The organism is Thioclava sp. DLFJ4-1 (assembly GCF_002020145.1).
Classification (GTDB): domain Bacteria; phylum Pseudomonadota; class Alphaproteobacteria; order Rhodobacterales; family Rhodobacteraceae; genus Thioclava; species Thioclava sediminum.
The window spans coordinates 149149-166501 of record NZ_MPZT01000005.1; the positions used below are offsets into that span (position 1 = coordinate 149149).

The 17353-nt window shown below is 57.8% G+C and carries 21 protein-coding genes; all 21 read right to left on the reverse strand.

All coding sequences use genetic code 11. The features are described from left to right. Nucleotides 1–159: 159 nt before the first annotated feature. Nucleotides 160–1701, reverse strand: a complete 1542-nt coding sequence (locus tag BMI85_RS15985) for a hypothetical protein (protein ID WP_078601977.1) — start codon at nucleotides 1699–1701, stop codon at nucleotides 160–162. Further along, the gene (locus tag BMI85_RS15990) at nucleotides 1701–2939 is read right to left on the reverse strand and encodes a hypothetical protein (RefSeq protein ID WP_078601978.1); all 1239 of its coding nucleotides are present in this window, start codon (nucleotides 2937–2939) and stop codon (nucleotides 1701–1703) included. Before BMI85_RS15990 ends, BMI85_RS15985 begins: the two co-directional genes overlap by 1 nt. A 4-nt stretch (nucleotides 2940–2943) precedes the next feature. Further along, on the reverse strand, nucleotides 2944–3594 hold the full coding sequence (locus BMI85_RS15995) for a hypothetical protein (RefSeq protein WP_078601979.1): 651 nt from the start codon (nucleotides 3592–3594) through the stop codon (nucleotides 2944–2946). A gap of 1 nt (nucleotide 3595) precedes the next feature. Next, nucleotides 3596–4462: a hypothetical protein gene (locus BMI85_RS21190; protein ID WP_143595126.1), complete on the reverse strand. Its 867-nt coding sequence runs from the start codon at nucleotides 4460–4462 to the stop codon at nucleotides 3596–3598. Then, complete coding sequence (locus BMI85_RS16005) at nucleotides 4462–4854, reverse strand: hypothetical protein (RefSeq protein WP_078601981.1); 393 nt, start codon at nucleotides 4852–4854, stop codon at nucleotides 4462–4464. The genes BMI85_RS21190 and BMI85_RS16005 overlap by 1 nt, the downstream gene beginning before the upstream one ends. Continuing rightward, entirely contained in the window at nucleotides 4851–5246 is a 396-nt protein-coding gene (locus tag BMI85_RS21195) for a hypothetical protein (RefSeq protein WP_143595127.1), read from the reverse strand. Before BMI85_RS21195 ends, BMI85_RS16005 begins: the two co-directional genes overlap by 4 nt. Beyond that, the gene (locus BMI85_RS21475; RefSeq protein WP_168174802.1) at nucleotides 5243–5404 is read right to left on the reverse strand and encodes a hypothetical protein; all 162 of its coding nucleotides are present in this window, start codon (nucleotides 5402–5404) and stop codon (nucleotides 5243–5245) included. Before BMI85_RS21475 ends, BMI85_RS21195 begins: the two co-directional genes overlap by 4 nt. Further along, nucleotides 5401–5583, reverse strand: a complete 183-nt coding sequence (locus BMI85_RS16015; protein WP_078601983.1) for a hypothetical protein — start codon at nucleotides 5581–5583, stop codon at nucleotides 5401–5403. The genes BMI85_RS21475 and BMI85_RS16015 overlap by 4 nt, the downstream gene beginning before the upstream one ends. Further along, a complete protein-coding gene (locus BMI85_RS16020) occupies nucleotides 5580–6923 on the reverse strand; it encodes a hypothetical protein (RefSeq protein WP_078601984.1) in 1344 nt (447 codons plus the stop codon). The genes BMI85_RS16015 and BMI85_RS16020 overlap by 4 nt, the downstream gene beginning before the upstream one ends. Further along, nucleotides 6910–7299 carry a hypothetical protein gene (locus tag BMI85_RS16025; RefSeq protein WP_078601985.1) on the reverse strand — a complete coding sequence of 130 codons (390 nt, stop codon included), beginning with the start codon at nucleotides 7297–7299 and terminating at the stop codon, nucleotides 6910–6912. The genes BMI85_RS16020 and BMI85_RS16025 overlap by 14 nt, the downstream gene beginning before the upstream one ends. Before the next feature lie 51 nt (nucleotides 7300–7350). Continuing rightward, entirely contained in the window at nucleotides 7351–8580 is a 1230-nt protein-coding gene (locus BMI85_RS16030; RefSeq protein ID WP_078601986.1) for a P22 phage major capsid protein family protein, read from the reverse strand. Nucleotides 8581–8594: 14 nt separating this feature from the next. Next, nucleotides 8595–9431 (reverse strand): hypothetical protein, encoded by an 837-nt coding sequence (locus tag BMI85_RS16035; RefSeq protein WP_078601987.1) that lies wholly within the window; start codon nucleotides 9429–9431, stop codon nucleotides 8595–8597. 9 nt (nucleotides 9432–9440) lie between these two features. After that, complete coding sequence (locus tag BMI85_RS16040; protein ID WP_168174803.1) at nucleotides 9441–11396, reverse strand: portal protein; 1956 nt, start codon at nucleotides 11394–11396, stop codon at nucleotides 9441–9443. Further along, complete coding sequence (locus BMI85_RS21685; protein ID WP_078601989.1) at nucleotides 11396–12718, reverse strand: phage terminase large subunit; 1323 nt, start codon at nucleotides 12716–12718, stop codon at nucleotides 11396–11398. The genes BMI85_RS16040 and BMI85_RS21685 overlap by 1 nt, the downstream gene beginning before the upstream one ends. Next, the gene (locus BMI85_RS16050) at nucleotides 12718–13143 is read right to left on the reverse strand and encodes a hypothetical protein (RefSeq protein ID WP_078601990.1); all 426 of its coding nucleotides are present in this window, start codon (nucleotides 13141–13143) and stop codon (nucleotides 12718–12720) included. The genes BMI85_RS21685 and BMI85_RS16050 overlap by 1 nt, the downstream gene beginning before the upstream one ends. 910 nt (nucleotides 13144–14053) lie before the next feature. Further along, nucleotides 14054–14626, reverse strand: a complete 573-nt coding sequence (locus BMI85_RS16055) for a hypothetical protein (RefSeq protein ID WP_078601991.1) — start codon at nucleotides 14624–14626, stop codon at nucleotides 14054–14056. A 226-nt stretch (nucleotides 14627–14852) separates the two neighbouring features. Next, nucleotides 14853–15044: a hypothetical protein gene (locus BMI85_RS16060; protein WP_078601992.1), complete on the reverse strand. Its 192-nt coding sequence runs from the start codon at nucleotides 15042–15044 to the stop codon at nucleotides 14853–14855. Then, on the reverse strand, nucleotides 15041–15382 hold the full coding sequence (locus BMI85_RS16065; protein ID WP_078601993.1) for a hypothetical protein: 342 nt from the start codon (nucleotides 15380–15382) through the stop codon (nucleotides 15041–15043). Before BMI85_RS16065 ends, BMI85_RS16060 begins: the two co-directional genes overlap by 4 nt. Then, nucleotides 15379–15963: a hypothetical protein gene (locus tag BMI85_RS16070; RefSeq protein WP_078601994.1), complete on the reverse strand. Its 585-nt coding sequence runs from the start codon at nucleotides 15961–15963 to the stop codon at nucleotides 15379–15381. The genes BMI85_RS16065 and BMI85_RS16070 overlap by 4 nt, the downstream gene beginning before the upstream one ends. After that, entirely contained in the window at nucleotides 15960–16271 is a 312-nt protein-coding gene (locus BMI85_RS16075; RefSeq protein WP_143595129.1) for a hypothetical protein, read from the reverse strand. The genes BMI85_RS16070 and BMI85_RS16075 overlap by 4 nt, the downstream gene beginning before the upstream one ends. Then, entirely contained in the window at nucleotides 16268–16714 is a 447-nt protein-coding gene (locus tag BMI85_RS16080) for a hypothetical protein (protein ID WP_143595131.1), read from the reverse strand. Before BMI85_RS16080 ends, BMI85_RS16075 begins: the two co-directional genes overlap by 4 nt. Nucleotides 16715–17353: the final 639 nt, after the last annotated feature.

The window sequence follows — 17353 nt, forward strand, 5'->3', positions numbered from 1 at the left end:
TAGGTTTTCATTTTCATCGGAAAGAGGTCCGAACAGGGCGCCTGGGGATGAATGGGGCCCTGTTCTATATGATGATTGTCGCCCTCGGCGCCGTCCTGCTATACCTCGCCTCTGTCAGCTCTCTCGCGGCTGATTTCACAGGAATACTCGTTGGGAACTTTATGGGCTTGGGGCTAGCCTATTACGGAGCACGCTTTGCGTTTCGTATGAAAGTGGTGCAGTCGCCGTCGCGGCGGGGGCAACCCGAGTAATCTGCTGCGGGCGAACAAATCCTGCCACAGAATCCTTGATTGCCTCTGCGCCACGAAGTGCGGATTTTTCCGCCGCCTTTTTCGATGCAGAGCCGAGCGCCATGAATGGGATGGTTGCGCCATTCGTCCCGACGCCAGCAAGGATGTGCAGCGTCATCATGAGGCCATTCCCGCTGGGCGACATTTTCCCCACCAGGCGCTTGATATTCTCGTCGCGCGAACCGCGAATGAAAGCACGCATAAGCTCAATCTCGCTGTCCGAGAAGAAGCGCGCCTTTTTCGGGTCATTGACGATGGAAGTCACAACCTGACGATACTTGTTCACGGTGTTCCCGCCGGAGCCCGTCGAGGCAACTTGATCGTCAGCCTTCTTAAATGCCTTATCCAGCATCTCCGCCTTCGAAAAGCGCTTGTTCGCAGCGCGAGCAGTCGCCATTAGCTCAGACGTCCCAGCCTTTGACTCCATCAAGTCATCAATTGCATGGATTGCGTCGAGAATGTGCGGCTGGTCTTTCGCGGCATTGTATCGCGCCCAGAGTCCTTGGCGGATCTTGTCGAGCTTGCTGACGCTCAACTCTTTCCCCGCGTTTTTGTCTAGGATCGACAGAACGGCGCGCGACGCATTGTCAACTTCCGGGACATAGTTTGCATCGTTGAAGGCAGACGAAACGGTATCATAAAGCTTCTTCGTTTCTGCTCCGGAGAATTTCTCACCGGACTGATCTACTGCACTATATGCAGCATTCTTCGCAGCACGAAGGTTCTCGACTGTCGGTCGCTTGTCCGCCCTTCCGAACGCAGTTTTTACCATCGTTGGGACTTTGCTCAGCCCAGCAACAGCACCAGAGGCAGCACCGCCAAACAGAGATCCGGCTGCAGCAGACCACCCAGCATCCTTGATGCGATTTGCGACTCCGCCCTCGCCCTCCATAAAGCCATAAGTCGCACCTGAGCCAGCGCCGATAAGGGCACCGCGAAGCATTGCGCTTCCGACGCTAGCCGCCTTGCCAACGGCGCCAATAGCGCCCATGCCTGGAAGGAAGGCTGGGGCTACCTGTGCTGCGAATGACAGCTTCGGATTTTCCTTGCTGAACTGCTTTTCATCTTGGCGGTACTTGTCCCGCCGCGAGGCGTAGTCGCCGCGACCGATAAGAGAGTCCGCTGCTGCAGCAGCTTCATCTCCGACAACACCAAGCGTCATGCTCTCGCCACCCATGTTTAGGGCCGTAGCAAGCTTTTCTCCGGGCGACATGATGCCATCGTTCACACCGATGACGTTATCCTTTACGCGCCCCCAAAAGGACATATCAGCCTGTGGTACTGCATCCTGCTGTTGGGCGGCGCCTTTACGATCAAGGGCGATCTTCGCAAGCCGCTTTGCACCAGCGACATCACCAGAACCGTATAGCTCTTTCGACTTCGCCATAATTTCTTCGTAGGTCGATGCCATTACTCAAGCCCCAGCGTTTTGAGAAATTCTTCATCCGACATGTTTGTCACGTCACCTTGCGGCGCACTCTGCGTCTTCTGCCCACCTTGCGGCTCTGCTGACTGCCCCATAGCACCTTGCTGCTCAGCCCAACCCTTCGGTCGCTGCGAACCCTTCACGAGAATATCACGAAGCTCGGTTAGTGCGGCTCGATAGTCATCTGCGCTCTGTGCGGTATCGAGGCGACCGATTGCTTGCGTTGCCTTCTGGCCTTCAATCTCGGTGATTTGACCGCCGCCTTTGAGACTGCTGAATGCTTGCAGGAACGCTTGCCCTTCAAGCTGCTTGGCGCGTGCGCCGAAACGCTTCATTGGGGTGCCGGGAATATTCTGAAGCGGTGCGAAGATGCCGGTAGAGCTGTCAAGCGCTGGATCGTTCAGAATTCCATCGATGCTCGAGATCATGGACTCTGGAGACGATGGGCTTAGGGCTGAATTGGCATCAGCCCCACCACCGAAGGAAATTGTCGTGCCGTCCGGCGTCGTATAGCTGAAGCCCTTGCCCTTCTTCGCCTGCTCGAACTCAAGGCGCGTGAGAGGCTTGCGGCCTGCCGCATTCTCCTCTTGCACATAGCGCCCGTAATCATCCGCAGGTTTCGTCTGATAGCCGGGAATTTGCGAGACGCCTGCCCGCGGATTTTTCGGGTCATTCCACATGTAGCCGCTCGGGGCATTTTTCGTCGGGTCAGGCCCCTGCTGCTGCTTGAGAATGTCGGCCAGCGTCATGTAGCGATTTCCCAGCATCTCGCGCTGATCGAACTTCCCGACAAGATCCGGGGCCATCTTGCCCATCAGCGCATCCCATTGCTGCGGGTCTTGCGCGGCCATGCCCATCTTAACCGCCGTCTCGATCTTAGTTGCCTCCTCCTCGCGCTGCGCTTTAGACAGCCCCGCCGCGTATTCAGCAGCTGCGCGCTTCTCCTGCGCGCTCAGCACGTCCATGCGCTTCTGCGATAGCTGCATGTCCTGCTGCGTGGCTTTCGCCTGCATCGCCGCCTGCGGATCATAGGCTGCAAGTGCGTTGAGCGCGCGCGGATCACCATTCGCAATCCCGGCGCCCTGCTGCTGATACAGGTTCGCCAGCGCATTCTGCCGAGATATTTGGTTCTGCGCACCAGCTGCCTGAATGCCACGCCCGATCGAGCTAGCGAAATCGACGGGCTGACCCGCAAGGATGATGCCGGAATTCATCGAAGCCATGTGCTTACCCCATGTATTTCGCGAGTTGGTTGAAGCGCGGATTCTGCACCGGCTGAATGGCCAGAGCGTTCTGCGTCATCTGATAGCCTTGGAGTGGCTTGAATTGCGGAGCCTGCATCTGGTTGGGCTGCGGAACCTGGCCCATTTGCGGCTGGCCTTGCTGTTGTGGCATGTCTTGCTGGGGCGCTTGTTGCGGAGCCTGTTCGCCGCCGTATCCAGCCAGAAGGCGCTCTGCATTTGCGCGATGCGCGGCCATCTGGTTGTTGACCTTATCGGCCACGGTTCCCGGCGCTCCGCCATTGTTCGCATCGGATGCATTGTAGCGGCCCGGTGCGCCCGCATTCACGACGCTGTAGGCGTCAAGCATGGACATTCCGGGCTGCCAGCCATGCGCGCGGAAGTATTGCGCCACAGCACCATCAGGGCCGAGCTGCGAAGCGACAGGGTTCTGCCAATCCACGCCGTATTGCTGCGCCTGCGGCTCACCGAATTGGATTAGCCCACGATGCTGCCCCCATTGCGTCGTCGGACCTGCTTTGGTCGGGTCAAAAGTCCCTGCCGTCTCGTATGACATGATGGTCGCGAGATCGACCGGCGACATGCCAAGTGCATTGGCCGTGTTCACGATACCTGCGGCGAGTGCGTTCTGGCTCATATTACCAGATCCCCTGCCCTGCCGTGCCGCTCGAGTAGTAGCTTGACTGCGGCTTATTCAGGTTGCTCAGATAGCCATAGCTCGAGATCGCATTTCCGATGCCTTGGTTGATCGCATTCGCGCTGCCGATGTAGCCAGCCGATTGCGCGTTGCCCATGTTGGCGAGCGCGTTGGAGGCATTTGCGACATAGTTCGCGGAGTTGGTCGCATTCATGCTGGCCGCGTTAGCACCCATGTCGGAGAGCCCGGCCAGACGGTTCAGATAGGTATTGTACCCTTGGTTCGCGATGCCCATGGCATTCTCTTGCAGTGCCTGACGGGTTGCACCGCTGTCCAGACCACCACGAGAGCCAGCAAGGGCGTTCACGCTGTCTGCACCCTTCTGAAGAAGGTACTGCGTGCCGGGCGTCTCTTGATACCCGCCATATGTAGAGCCGCCGGTCGGGTTCGCCGCAGCATAATCTTGCGCGGCCTTCAGGGAGTCGAACAGCTGCCCATTCACACTGTATCGCGTAGTGGTATTGGACTTGTCTTTTTTGCCCCAGTTCGCAAATGCCTGATCGATCGACCCGAAAATGCCAACTGGTGCCGGTGCCGTGTCTTTGATCGTCGTGATGTCAGCCGGATTGCCGCCAAAGGTTGGTGCATTCCCTAAGCCAAGCTCATAGAGATACGCCTGTGTACCGAGCCCACCGGCATCACGGAATTGCGCGAGGTCATTGCGGGTCGTGTTGTATTGCTCGCGAGCAAGGGCAATCTGCTTGTCTGCCGCCGCGCTTTGAGCATCCGCAGCCTTGCCTGCCGCAGACGAACTTAGAAGGCCGCCAGCAACACTGCCGACAGCTCCAACTACTGCACCAATAGGCATTATGGCCTCCAACTTTGCATCAGAACCGCGCCATCAGGCAGGTTCAGTTTTCCGTCCACGACGAAGCCAGCACGGCGAGCCATAGCGACTGCCGCACGATTGCTTTCCTTCGTCCATCCGATGATCAGGTCAGGCGATTTCTCGCCCCAGACATGCAGCAGAAGTTCTCTCGCGAGGATTGCTGCGCTTCCCCAGGCTTTTGGCCTGCATCCATGGTGAGCCATCAGCACGCCCGGCCAGTGCGCCGCGTGGAAGGCTGCGCACATCGGCCCGTTAGCCCAATATTCAATTCCGTTGTCGTGCAGATCGGCAGGGTCGATCATCCCGGCGCGGCGTTGCGTCGGGTGGTCGAAGTAAGGGCGCGCCTCAGCCGCCGTTATTTTGCGGATCACGGCTTTTGCGAGAGCCGGTTTGTAAAGAAGCGACCGATGGACCCGCCGCCATTCGCAGACGTCTGCTTTGCTATGTTTACCGCTGCGTCTACCGACCCATAGCGCGGTAAGCGAACGCCAAACATGCGCTCAAGAAGGATCATGTTCTTCAATGCTTCTTCGGGCGGGAGTTCGACGTATTGATCGCCCCTCTTCCATAGAGACGGATAGTTCATCACCCCGCCATCAGGAGATTGGTCGGTCATCAATATTTCCGTCGAATAAGACCCATCATGATTATTTCTTCGCTCGCCCGGAACAAGTGGGCGCAAAGCAAGCGCATTGAACCTATCAAGCGGCGTCATTGCCGCGAGAGCATTCGATTGGGCGAGGGCGTTTTTACGATCTGTCATGGTTCTAGCGCGGTAATTCTTGCTTCATGGTCTGCGACAGTCGCCTGCAGATCTTTCACGGCCTCGTGCAGACGCTGGATGACCTCGATCAGCTCCTGCGAAGCCCGGTCGCCCTGCTGCGTGGCTGGCTCTTGCGGCGTGAGAGGCTTCGTTATCATTTCAGAATCTTTTCAGCCTTCTTGAGCATTTCGGCTCCGCTTGCATGTGAGCCATATTCACAGAACCAGCACTCATTTTGAGCGATTGCCTGCTCCATCGTCGTGATGCTTTTGGTTTCCTTCCAAAACATCACGCCGTTTTCGCCATCCTTGACGTAGTTTTCTGCTTTGATCGTCATGTTCTAACCCTCGCAGATGTCTCTAATCCTGTATCGTATGGGTCCGACCACCGAACCCGCGCCGTCAGGCTGTCGAACTGGCCTAGAGGACCAAATTTGCAGCGCCGCCCGTAATTTCCCACCGGGCCGATGCCAGTTGTGCGCTCACGGCCCCACGTCTCCCCCTCATCTGGCGAGAGAAAGAGGCTGATCGTGCCATTGCTGCGGCCCTTCTTCGGATAGAACTCAATTTCCCAAGCCGTGAAGCGCGTGCCTTCGACGTAAAGCGTGCGGCTCGTTGCCTCGCGTACCATCGGCTCATCACGATCCGCATTCGTGCGGCCAAGCTGAGACAGACCGCCATCATCACGGCCAACCGTCCACGCGCCATAGGCATAGACGGAAACGCGTGCAGTCCATGGATCTAGGTTCTGCCCCTCGGCGCGCTCATGCCATTCCTGCGTGGCGAGGTCATAGACCCATGCGGGCCGGTCGCGAAAGCTGATTGCACAGAACGAATGGCCCTCGTCTTCGAACGTGAAGCACGAAGCCACCTCACCCTGCGCAATGGCAGTGTTCACGGCAGGCGTTGACACTGCGCTGCGCTGCCCGTCACCCGTCAGGTAAGCTTTCCCGTCCGACCCGATGAAGAACGCGCCGTTTTCCACCCGGCAAATTTGGTCGTGCCCCGCCAGACCAACATCAATCACGCCGCCAACGGTACGCGCGAATGCATTGGCACCGGTATCGCCGGTCACATACCAGACCTCGAAGCTGCGCTCCTTGAAGATGTAGAGGCGCCCACCGATCGCCATGCAGCGAATGCAAAGATCGTCCTTCCCGTCTGCGGTCGAAAAGTTCAGCGCGGGAAGCGTCGTCGGGTCAGCAATATCTGACCAGAGAAAACGGCGCCCGCCTGCCTCAGTGACCACGGTGTAGTTGCTGATCGTGTCGATCGATCCGACAGAGAAGCTGGTGAGCGGGATCGTGGGCTGCGAGAGGGTAGAGCTATCCCAGACCCAATATTCGCCACCGCTCGCGAAACACGCGTAGCTGTTGTTTCCCGTAATCGTTGCGTTGCCATAGACGCCGCCGCCGAGACGCACGAAAGAGCCGTCGGAGCCGAAGCTGTAGAAGTCACCGCCCGCAACTGCGTATCCGTCACCGTCAACCGTCTCGAGCGCGCGCACGAACACCTCGGGGAAGTTCAGAAACTCCGTCTCCCCCAGGACAGACTTGAGCGCATATTTAGAGCGCCCGCCCATCAGCGGCTCGCGATAGCAGTTGATCAGCCGCGACGGGTCCGCCTGCACGTTGTCAGCATCGCGCGCAGATTGGCCGACAAACTCAAGCATCGGCATCGGTAGAACCCCAGCGGATTTGCGACGGCATCTCGAGAATTGTTTCCGGCAGATCCGCTTCCTTGATTGTCAGGAATGCACCGCGCAGATACATGAAGTCCTTGCGCGTATCGGGTCCTGTTCGGCCAAACATCGGAGCGATTTCCGCTGCAACGATGTTGACGACGAAATTGTGGCATTCGTCCACCATAGGGAACGTGCTGTCATGCGTCAGATTCGCGTGATAGTAGCCAACGCCACGTGCAGCGAGCGAGGACATGGCATCATTGAAGCCATCTAGCGCTGCATCTGCCATATTGGCATCTGGCGTCTCATCAATCGCGAGAACGCCGATCTTACGAAGGCTGCGGGTGTAGATGTCTCGGACAGTTGCCATATCAGCCTCCCGAAGAAGAAGGCGGGGCCACTACAGCCCCGCCCATTGTCATTACGAAGTCAGGCGAGCGCCGAGACGATCATCGATCGTTGCAACGCCAAACAGCATATCAAGGCGCACCGTCTTATCGAGGGTATTGCCGTCTGCGAATTCGGTGACGGAAATCGTCACGCGGTTACCAGACTTCGTAGAAGTACGAAGGCCAGCACCGTTGGGAATATCAAGCGGGCGGGTAACCAGCGTGAATGCCTTCGGGTGCAGAAGCAGCGACTGCTTGTGAGAGGCGTTTGCCGCCCCAGACTTGACGGTGATCGCGGCGTTGTCAGCCGGAGCCGCAGAGACGGTCTGATAGGCACCAGAGGTGATAATTGCCGGGGCAATCGTCAGGGTTGAGTTGCCGGTGCCATCAGAGTCTGCGTCTGCCTTAACAACAAACGTCTGCAGACGACCCGTGGACTGCTTGGAGATCGGATTTACTGCGAACACGCCAGCGATAGTGAACACATCACCTTTCTTCAGAAGACCAGTCTTCGAAGCCGTCCAGCCATCCGTTACCAGGGTCTGCGTGCCAGTATCCTTTGAGGCCGCATAGGTCACGTTTTGGCTGGCGCCCTTAACAAGGGGGGTGCCGCCATAATCACCGACAGTATGAGTCGGCGCATGCACAGACTCGTAGTTGTCGAACTTGGCATAGCGACCGATTTTTGCCTCTTCAAAAGCAGTCTTTGCAGTGCCCTGGACATAAACACCCTTCAACCCATCAGCCAGTTCAAGGGATGCGTCAGTACCATGCACGGCAAAGCGGCCTGCATTAGGTACGCCGCCATCAGTCATAATCGCGCCACCCTCACCAAGCGCCTTGAAGGTCGCAGGCACAGTTCCTGGAGTGCCGGTGAAGTAGTAGAGATCAGAATAAAGGCTTGCCAGCTCGGTCTCGATGCGGTCGCGCATCTTGATAACGGCAGGCTGGATCACATCTTCATTCCAACGATCGAAATCAAGCGTGCGCTCAAGAGCACCAATCTTGATAGGAATCGTCACAGTGCGGTTCATCTTCACAGGCAGAGTGGCCTGCTCAATGTCTTCGCGATACCCGGTGATATCCAGATTATCATCTTGTCCGCTGTATTGAGTCGGACGGCGCACCTGGATGGTATTGCCAACAGTGACAAACTCATTCGAGAAGTCAGTGTGGACCTTGTTCCCCATGACCAGCTCATTCTCGAGCTGCATGATGGTTTCCTGCGCAATCGCAGAAGGAGTGCGAAAATCGTTCGCCATTTCTTACTTCCTTTTCAGAACGTGCCGCCCGCTTCACGCCATGCGCGATATTCGTCGGAACTCATTTTGTCCGGGTCCTTGGTCGCGCTTGCCGCAGGGCGAACAGGCGTGATGGGTTCGGGGGCTTTCGATTGGGTTCTCGGCTTCGGCGCGCTCATCTGGGCCTCGATGCGGCCAAGTTCACGTGCTGCAGCCAGCGGGGGCATCTGGGCAATCTGCCGGGCAACCACTGGATTTTTCCCGAGGTGATAAGCGACGTCTGCTGCCTGATCGCTTTCGATCATCATTTCCGCGACGTGCTGCGGAATATGGGCAGAATAAAACACTTGATCGAAGTCAGCGTAACGCTCACGGGCAGCGATTTTCTGCTCGTTGAGGCTTTCTATACGCTCCTGCATGATTTGCTGCTGGAGGGCGCGTTCCGCCTCTTCGCGACGGTCCATTTCAGCCTTGGACCGTTGACTATCGCGCGCGGCCAACGCTTGCATCGCCTTATGTGCGGCGAGGTCAGCCTGATACTGCCCGTAGTCGTCGTAGTCGCTCTCTTTCGGGGGGTCGCCAAATCCAGAATCGAGCTCTGCCTGCTGACGCAAGCGCTCGTTTTCCTCTTTCAGCTTTTGATGTTCTTCCCTTAGCCGTTGTTCGTGTGCCTTCTTGCGCTCACGGCGCTTCTGGCTTTCAGATTTCTCCTCGGCTTCCGCTTCACCATCAGGATCTGCGTTTTCCTCGGCGGTCTGATCCTCTTGGGTCTGACCTTCTGTGTTTTCCACCGCTTCCGGCGCTTCCTGTTCGGAAGTATCCAAGACTTCAGGGGCCGCCCATTCTTGGGCAGCCTGCTCTTGCTCGCTCATTTGTCCCTCTTAGGGTTGGATAACCGGGCTAGCCCCCGGAGGCATTGATCCCATCATCTGGGCCAATTCGAACTGGGCCTTCTGCGCATTCGCGATGGCCTCCTCAGCGTCGGCTTGTGCCTTCACTGCATCATCTGCTGCCTTCTTGGCGTCCGCCTCAGCTTTGGCTGCATCTGCTTCAGCCTTACGGGTGTTGGCGTCTTCCTTTCGCATTTCCATCTGCTGCCTGAGCTGCGCCATCTGAGCCGCCTGCTGCTGTTGCTGCATGGCCTGCGGGTCTTGCTGCTCTTTGTCGCTCGGCTCTTGAAGCTGCGGCGGGAGAGCCTTGCGAAGACGCTCTGCAACGCGGTCGGCTTCGGGCCAATCCTGCATGCCCGCTACAAGGTCGCCAATGAGCGGCGCGGCCTGCGGGTTGGTGCGCATGAATTCCATCATGGCGTCGCTCGATTCCTGACGCTTCGTCGTATAGCTCGGGCCAACAGCGATGCGGACGTCATAGCGACCGACCGTCATGTCGTTCATCGCCATCTCACCATTTTCCGTCTGCATTACTTGGTTGATCTGAACCAGCGTCTCCTGATCATCCTCGCCAAGGATGCGGATCGTGCGCTGCGTGTCGTAAACCTTCGGGATCATGCCAACGATGATGCGGCCCGTATGGGTTACCGACTTCACCATGTTGTCGGCATAGATCGAATTGCCGTTCTGAGCTTCCGCCTGACGCGCCTTGATACCCACGCCTGACGTCTCGTTCGAGCGCGCACCGAGGCTGGCATCATAAATGCCCGTCGTGCGCTTCATATCCTCGCCTGCGATCTGGATGGACTGCAGGACTGCCGAGGACGGCACAGGAGGCGCGATGCGTTGCGGAACATAGCCGGAGTCATCCGGGTTGAACGGCAGGTAGGGCCGGTTGGTCTTGTTCGCGTCGGTCCAGAACTGCTCAAGCCCAGCGACGTTCTCAGTCGTGACCAGATACGGCGCCTTCGGCTGCAGCGTCATGATTTCCGCCGACATGGACTGCGCGAGGTTGTAAAGCCGCTGCGGGTCACGCGCGAAGCGGATCACCGACGAGCGATAGATCCCCTCGCCCATGTGCAGCTCTTCGCCAACCACGGACACAACCGGGATGAACTCGCCAGCGACGTCCTGCGGGCCTTCCAGCACTTCGTTTCCGGTGATCTTGGCCCATTTCACGCGCGGCATATTCACCATGCGCTCCTTGACGTACTGCATGGGCGGGCGCGGGTTTTCAATGATCCGGCCATCTTCGAGCAGGCCGATTTTCACCTTCTCGTGCTCGATCCAGTAGTATTCTGCGACCGTGACAGTATCGCCCGAGAAAAAGTACTGCATCCCTGCGGGCTTGTTGTCCTCGCTCAGGGACTCCCAAGAAGCCTTGGGATATACCTTCTTGAACTCCTCGCGCTTCATTTCATCGAGGATGAAGCAGTATTGCGCGTCCTTTCGGGTCGGGTCCTTTGCGCACGGGTCCCAGATGACTGCGAACGGGTTGTGAATGCGCTCGATCAGGATTTCCTGATCAAAGCTCAAGCCCGGGACATAGTCGGTGCGAATGCGCCAGTGACCAATGCCACACTGCGCCGCGCTCTCTGCGGCTCCTTCGTAGACGTCAGCCGCATCGCACTGATACTCGATGTGGCGGATCAAGCCCTCGTTGATCTCTGCAATCTCTTTAGTTGCAGAGCCATCCGCAGGCATTACGCGAATTGCCGGGTTAAGGTCACGGATCTGCCCAGTCACCTGCCGCACAAACTGCGACATGGCATTGATGGTGATAACGGGCTTCTTGGCTAGCTCACGCTCGCGGCGGTCGTCTTCGTCCCAATGGTCGCCTGCAGCGAACCGCAGGTCAGTCTCGGCCTCTTCGCGGTTGATCAGGTCAGCGGACATGGCCGCATCGACCCTCTCGCGGGCTTCGTGAATGATGTCGTCGTCTTTCATCATACGCCCATCCAACTTCCACCGGCAGCCGCCGGGATTTCAAATCTGCTCGGGTCAACGACCTTTCGGGTCATCGACGGGAATATCTCGGTAAGCCCCCACACCAACGCATCCACGCGGTCTGGGGAGTAGCCAGCCTCTTTGCGATCGAAGCCCAGCGTGAAGCTGCACATCTGGTCTTCCAGCTCTTGCAGCGGCTCTGCGTGTCGGACCTTGTTCTGCTCGTAGAGGCCTGCGATCGGCTCGGCCCTCACGTCCTTGCCGCGGGTTGCCCGAACCTTCTTCACCTTGGCTGTGCGACCCTTTGCCTGCGCCATCAGCACAGACTCGACCATATCCCCGCCTTGGTTCACCTCGGCAACGAACAGGTCAGCATCGTATGTGTCGAACAGCGACCATGCGCGGCGCCCCCATTCCTCGGGGCGGAACTTCCCGCTGCCATCTGCGAGCACGTAGCCTTTTCCGTCCACGCCTTCGCCAACCACGATCAGGCCCGTCTCGTCGCTTCCGGCTGCGTTCGTCACTGCAGGGTCGATCGCGACCAGAACCCGTTTCATCTCGGGCGGGTCTTCGTGCTTGATGTAATCCCGGCGCCAGAGAGCATTGTCGTCGTCTGCCGTGAACCTGCCTTCGAAGAAGCGGCGTTTCATCCGCTCCGGCATGTTGCTCAGCGCCGTGATGTATTCTTCCGGTAGGTTTTCCGCATTGTCCTTCGGGTTGACCACAATATGAGCGTAATTCGCCTCATGGTCCGGTATCTTGAAGTCGCCGTCCGGGTGCGTGCCATTAACCCAAATTCTGTATGTCCAGTGCGCCGATGTCGTCGGATTGAGGTCAACGTACAGCTTCAGCTTGAGCGGCTTTCCGTCTACCTGCTTCACCTTCTGGGCGAGGCGCGTTTTGACCACCTCGAAAGCCTCGAGCGTAATCTGCGATGCCTCGTTGAGATAGATGGTCGCGAATTCACGGCCCAGAACCTTATCGAGCCGCGCCTTGTCCTTCAGGCCAGCGATCCAAATCTCCGAGCCATTCGGCAGCTCAAAGTATCCGTCCTGCTCTTTCCACGTGAGAGGAAGGTCAGGGAATGCTAGCCCTACCACCTTTGGCAGTGTGTCCTTGGCGATTGCTTGCTTTGCATCCACCCCATCGTTGCGGAAGATGCCATGCCGCGATCCTGGCGCCTTCATTGCCCGAACTACGATCGAGTAGATGATGAAGAATGTCTTACCGCTGCGGCTGCCCCCGTAGACGAGGAGGTAGGTATAGGCCTTTGAGAAGATCGCTCGCACTTCCTTTTGCTTGGGCGTCAGTTCAAAGGACATCAGAGTTCGCCATCATCACCGGAGATCGTGACGTTGAACGTCTTTGCCTCGATTTCCTTCTTGTCACGCCACTCATCAGGGCGGCGGTTCTTGAGCCAGAAGATTGCTGCAGTCGTGTCTGGCGCATACTTCGCTCGGAATGGTGCATAGACGGGCGCCTCAGCACCAGCAGGCATGAAGATCTTCACCTCTTCCTGCTCATATCCCGTAGCCTTCTGGAACAGGCTGCGCTCGACGCGATCGTCCGCAGTCTCCTTGCCCGCCTTTAAGGCCTGACAAAAGGCGTCATGATCGTTCTTCCAGCGATAGACAGTCCGCACATCGACCTCAAAGAAATCCGCGATCTCTTGGTCTGTAGCCCCAAGCAAGCAAAGCTTTTCGGCCTGCTTGGCATACTTATCTTGATACTTAGGCGGCCTGCCCATCATACCCTCCATGGTCCGCCCGGTTGGGCAGCGCTCATTTAGGCTTCAGTTAATATGAAAAACCCGCCGCGATTGCGACGGGCTGGCTCACTGTCTTGTGAGCGGTGTTGTGTGCGCATTATGCACAGAAGTCGGAGTCGCAGGAGGTTGCCTTAGCCGTGTCCTGCGGACCTTGCTTTAACCCGCTGAGCATGTCGCGGGCCACGTTTACTGTTAACGTCCTTGCGCTCCATTTCAGGCGCATCGAGAAGTGCAGAACGGATAACTCCATTCTTCCCGCCATGCCTCTTTCGCATACGGTTAATCCAGCGCCTGTATTCCCTTGATGCTCTCATGTTCTTTGCGCTTTCTGCAAAGAAGTGCGGTTTCTTGATCCACTCTTGATTGCGCGTTGGTGCACATTGACTCTGTCCGGGCCTCCAATCGGTAGACCTATTATCCTCCGGGCAGAGCCTTGAGGCGAACCAGAGCCAATGTTCATAAAGAGGGCGACCAATCTAGCCGCCCTAAGCAAGACCTACACCTCCCCTACGAAAGGTTCAGCCTCGCGTTCCGCCCTGTGCGATCTCTCGCACGACTAGGTGAGCGCGGGCCGTTCGCTACTCCGACTATTGTTTCAGGTTACAACAAATATTTACGCTATTCCTAGTGTGGAGAGGGGATTGCCTGACAACATCATCCACAATTCGGGAAATCACGTAGCGTGTCTGCTTTCCACGCCGCCGCGCTCAGGAAGTGCATCGGAAATTACGGGGCGACTAACCACTCCTAAATCCACCGGTCAAGGCTTCATGGTCATTGTGCGATGCACCGCCAAAGAGCGGAATCAAAAAGGCGCAACCGTTCTCCAGTCGCGCCTCTGGCGATTGTCTTGAAGATACGGACATTTCTGTTCCGCGTCAAGCATCACCTATATCTTGCGCACCTTTCGCATCGCATCCATCACATCTGCGATTTCATCCAGCCCGCGCTGAAGCCTGTCTAGGTGCCGTTCATGCGCAGTTCCGGGCCAGAGCGGCTGATCCTCGATCACGACACGCTCGATCACCGGGCGAGCATAATCCGGGATCATCGCGTCGATGCGATGAAACGCGCGCCGCTGGTCGAATGCCGCCGCCTGTGCGTCGTCGCAGGCCATACCACGATCAATGAACAGCGCTCGCAGCGGGTCATCGGAGAGCTTCCCGAGGCTTGCCCGGTGGATCTGGTCAGCCGTGTTGAATTGCCGTTCGCTTAGCTTCCCCTTGCGTCGATAGATCGAGATCCAGCTATGGCGGCGCATCCGCTTCACGCCGTTGGGGTTGTGCTCCTTGCCTGTGTCACGGTCGATCGTCGGCGCGCCCTCCTCGATAAGGTTCTGCCGGTTCGCTGGCCCGCTGGCTCCCATATCCCAAGGCATCATCGCAACGGTCGGCTTTGCCCTTCCGAATGTGCCTTTGCGCGTTCCGTTGCGCAGCTTTGCTTTCCGCTTTGTCTTGCTCACTGTCCCTGCTCCTGCTTTTTACATTCACCTCTCCAAGCAAAATCTCCGCTACTCGGACAGTAGGTCGCGAAGCCTCGAGAGATTGCCTCGTACTGCCACTCTGGTGCCGTTGCCCACGACCAGACCACATAGATCAGCAGAACTATGCACCCTATGACTGCAGCAACTGACACCCAAAACATTGCTGCGATTGCCTCTCCAAGCCCTCTAAATGCACTTCCATCCATCATCCCTGCTCCTTGAATATCGCCCGCGCCATTGCCGCCAGGTCTGCCTGCTTGCGGTATTGCTCGATCGTGTGCGCCTGCTTCTCGATGATGCGGAGGTGCGCCGCCTCGCGGTTGCGGTAGCGGGCAAGCTCCGTGTTTAGACGGCTGATCGTCTCGGCCTGTGTTTCGATCTGCGTCTGGAGGGTCATTTAATCATGCCTTTCGTAGCGGCTTCCCACTCCGAGATCGCCTCTTTCAAAGACTGATCTTCACCTGCCGTTCCGCCCGATGTCTGCGCCGCAAACGAAAGGTCATCGCCAGCTTTCCGCAGCTGGTACATGCGGGCCTCGGCCTTCTCTGCGCGGCCCTCCCAGTGCTGCATGTATTCCATCACTGATGGGTTGCGCGATGCCAGTTCTGTCACTCCTGCCCTTGCCAAGAAATCGCGCTCCTCAATGAGCCTTTCGATAACTCCGCGCCACGGATCCGGGACAGCTGCGAGAACTACTGAAACTTTGCGCTCTGCGTTTTGTTGCTCGTTGTTCATTCCGCAGCCTCCAGGTTCATATCCTCGCGCCATCCCCATTGCTGGGCCATGGCTTCTCCGATGCCAGGGAATGTGCGGCTGCGCTCTTTCCAGCGATCCGGTCCAGGCGGCATTCGGTGAACGCGCGCCTCTCGGCCCTCAACGATTTTCGTCGGGCGAAGCAGCGGCAGGCCCTTGAGCCAGAGGCAGGTTGCCTTCGTCTCACCGTGGCCGAACTGCCAAGGCTGGATCGTCTGATCCGGCTTCCGGTAGAGGCTCGACATGATGCAGACCGGGTTCTCAATCGCGATGCGCGGGATGTCTGCCTTTGCCAGCATCATGAAGAAGCTGACCGCTGCCTGCTGGCGCCCGTCCATGCGCTTTGCTTCGAAGTGCCGCGCACCGCTGACGCTGAGATGCGTGCAAGGCGGATGAGCCACCATCATATCCCACGGATAATCCAGCACGTCGCGCACATCCCCCTTGTAATGCGGCCCGGGGACTTCAGTATCAAGCAGGTCGCAGCTCATGGCCTCATGCCCCATGCGCAGGAACGCATCGCGGACCACGCCAGAATATTCGCAAGCTACCAATACCCTCATTCCGCAGCCTCCTGGCTTCTGGTGGTGACGCCCATCGAAACTTGGCAGCCTTGCGCCGTGGGTCGTGCCTTGTCGGATGTCAGGAACCGCATCACGGCGTCTGGGTTGTGCGTGATGCCTGCCGTCTCGCAGACCTCGCGCCAGTCGCGCCCGTTGAAATAACGTGTATGGTAGTCGATGGCGATTTCGCGGTCTTTGCCATGAGAGCGGGTGATTTCCCGGGCGGCGTCCGTGATGGCCCCAGCGGCGACAGCGCGCCACATGCGGAGCATTGCGAGTGACTCGTGTGGGATGCGGCCTTCGATCATTGCGCGTGCCCCTGTCTGTGCCGCGAAACAAAACCAGCCATGATTTCCTCGGCAGCTTTCCGGCGTGCTTCCACGTCCTCGGGGAGCGGGCGTGCCTCAGGTTCTGGCGGCTTGGGGAGCGCTGCTCTGCGTTCGGCGCGATCGGCAACGACAAGCGCCGAGATGTCACCGAAGTTAGGCTTGCGGCGAGGGTTTGCGGAAACCCAGCTGCGACATGCTGCGGTGATCTCCTCGCGGGTGAAGTGATCCAGCTCGTCAATCCAGTCCTGATAGATCATCTCAAGCGTGGCTTCGCTCGGCTTGGTCTGCCAGTAGTTTTCCAGCAAGGCAGAGACACGAACACCGATCCACGCACGGTGCTTAGAACGATCCTGCGGCTCGAGCGATTGCCCGTAGCACCGGATCATCTGCGGCCCCTGCTGTTTTGCGATCTCGGTTGTCATAGTTACCTTCCATCAACTTGGTGAAATTCTGAGACTTGATGAGCCAATCGAACCCGAACCCGGTCCAAGGCTTCGCCGTGCGTCCGCACAGAAAGTCGCTTTCTCGCGCCCTGCTGAGAGCAACAGCCCACCCCTCAAGCCCGCCGCAATCGCGGAGCCTAGCCCGTATTTGCGTAGAGCGGTTGGGGGTCATCTTCTGAACCTGAGGCCATCCAGTGGATGCTGCAGTTTCGTTGTATGCAGAGACAGCCTGCGAAACCTCATTCGCTGGAGTCGGCACCGCAGGTTCCGACAATGATACGTTAGTATCATCTCTTAATACTGGTTCTGGTTCTGGTTCTGGTTGCTTGAGCTTTGCTTTAGCATTGCTAGAGTCGTTATCGTTTGAATTCAGTGCCTTAGCTTTTCCACCCTTTGCCCCAGCGATTTTCCGCTTTTCATGAGCGTCGTGTGCCTCCACCCAAATCTTGAGCAGCTTAGCATTGCTATATCTGCCTCCCTCTAGGTCGAAGAACTCACTCAGGACGGACTTCACCGCCTCTTTGTCAGCATCTGCGAATGCCCGAACGCGGCGCATGATCCATGCTTCGTCGGAAGGGATCGTGCATCCCGGCGTCATCCAGCAAATGCGCAGAAGCC

Bases quoted from the DNA above. Each gene is read 5' to 3' on its own strand.
- BMI85_RS16025 (WP_078601985.1), bottom strand. From the start codon at position 7,299: ATGGCAACTGTCCGAGACATCTACACCCGCAGCCTTCGTAAGATCGGC.
- BMI85_RS16015 (WP_078601983.1), bottom strand. From the start codon at position 5,583: ATGACGATCAAAGCAGAAAACTACGTCAAGGATGGCGAAAACGGCGTG.
- BMI85_RS15985 (WP_078601977.1), bottom strand. From the start codon at position 1,701: ATGGCATCGACCTACGAAGAAATTATGGCGAAGTCGAAAGAGCTATAC.
- BMI85_RS21190 (WP_143595126.1), bottom strand. From the start codon at position 4,462: ATGCCTATTGGTGCAGTAGTTGGAGCTGTCGGCAGTGTTGCTGGCGGC.
- BMI85_RS21685 (WP_078601989.1), bottom strand. From the start codon at position 12,718: ATGTCCTTTGAACTGACGCCCAAGCAAAAGGAAGTGCGAGCGATCTTC.
- BMI85_RS16070 (WP_078601994.1), bottom strand. From the start codon at position 15,963: ATGAGGGTATTGGTAGCTTGCGAATATTCTGGCGTGGTCCGCGATGCG.
- BMI85_RS16030 (WP_078601986.1), bottom strand. From the start codon at position 8,580: ATGGCGAACGATTTTCGCACTCCTTCTGCGATTGCGCAGGAAACCATC.
- BMI85_RS15990 (WP_078601978.1), bottom strand. From the start codon at position 2,939: ATGGCTTCGATGAATTCCGGCATCATCCTTGCGGGTCAGCCCGTCGAT.
- BMI85_RS16040 (WP_168174803.1), bottom strand. From the start codon at position 11,396: ATGAAAGACGACGACATCATTCACGAAGCCCGCGAGAGGGTCGATGCG.
- BMI85_RS16035 (WP_078601987.1), bottom strand. From the start codon at position 9,431: ATGAGCGAGCAAGAGCAGGCTGCCCAAGAATGGGCGGCCCCTGAAGTC.
- BMI85_RS21195 (WP_143595127.1), bottom strand. From the start codon at position 5,246: ATGACAGATCGTAAAAACGCCCTCGCCCAATCGAATGCTCTCGCGGCA.
- BMI85_RS15995 (WP_078601979.1), bottom strand. From the start codon at position 3,594: ATGAGCCAGAACGCACTCGCCGCAGGTATCGTGAACACGGCCAATGCA.
- BMI85_RS16080 (WP_143595131.1), bottom strand. From the start codon at position 16,714: ATGACAACCGAGATCGCAAAACAGCAGGGGCCGCAGATGATCCGGTGC.
- BMI85_RS16075 (WP_143595129.1), bottom strand. From the start codon at position 16,271: ATGATCGAAGGCCGCATCCCACACGAGTCACTCGCAATGCTCCGCATG.
- BMI85_RS16020 (WP_078601984.1), bottom strand. From the start codon at position 6,923: ATGCCGATGCTTGAGTTTGTCGGCCAATCTGCGCGCGATGCTGACAAC.
- BMI85_RS16050 (WP_078601990.1), bottom strand. From the start codon at position 13,143: ATGGGCAGGCCGCCTAAGTATCAAGATAAGTATGCCAAGCAGGCCGAA.
- BMI85_RS16060 (WP_078601992.1), bottom strand. From the start codon at position 15,044: ATGACCCTCCAGACGCAGATCGAAACACAGGCCGAGACGATCAGCCGT.
- BMI85_RS21475 (WP_168174802.1), bottom strand. From the start codon at position 5,404: ATGATAACGAAGCCTCTCACGCCGCAAGAGCCAGCCACGCAGCAGGGC.
- BMI85_RS16065 (WP_078601993.1), bottom strand. From the start codon at position 15,382: ATGAACAACGAGCAACAAAACGCAGAGCGCAAAGTTTCAGTAGTTCTC.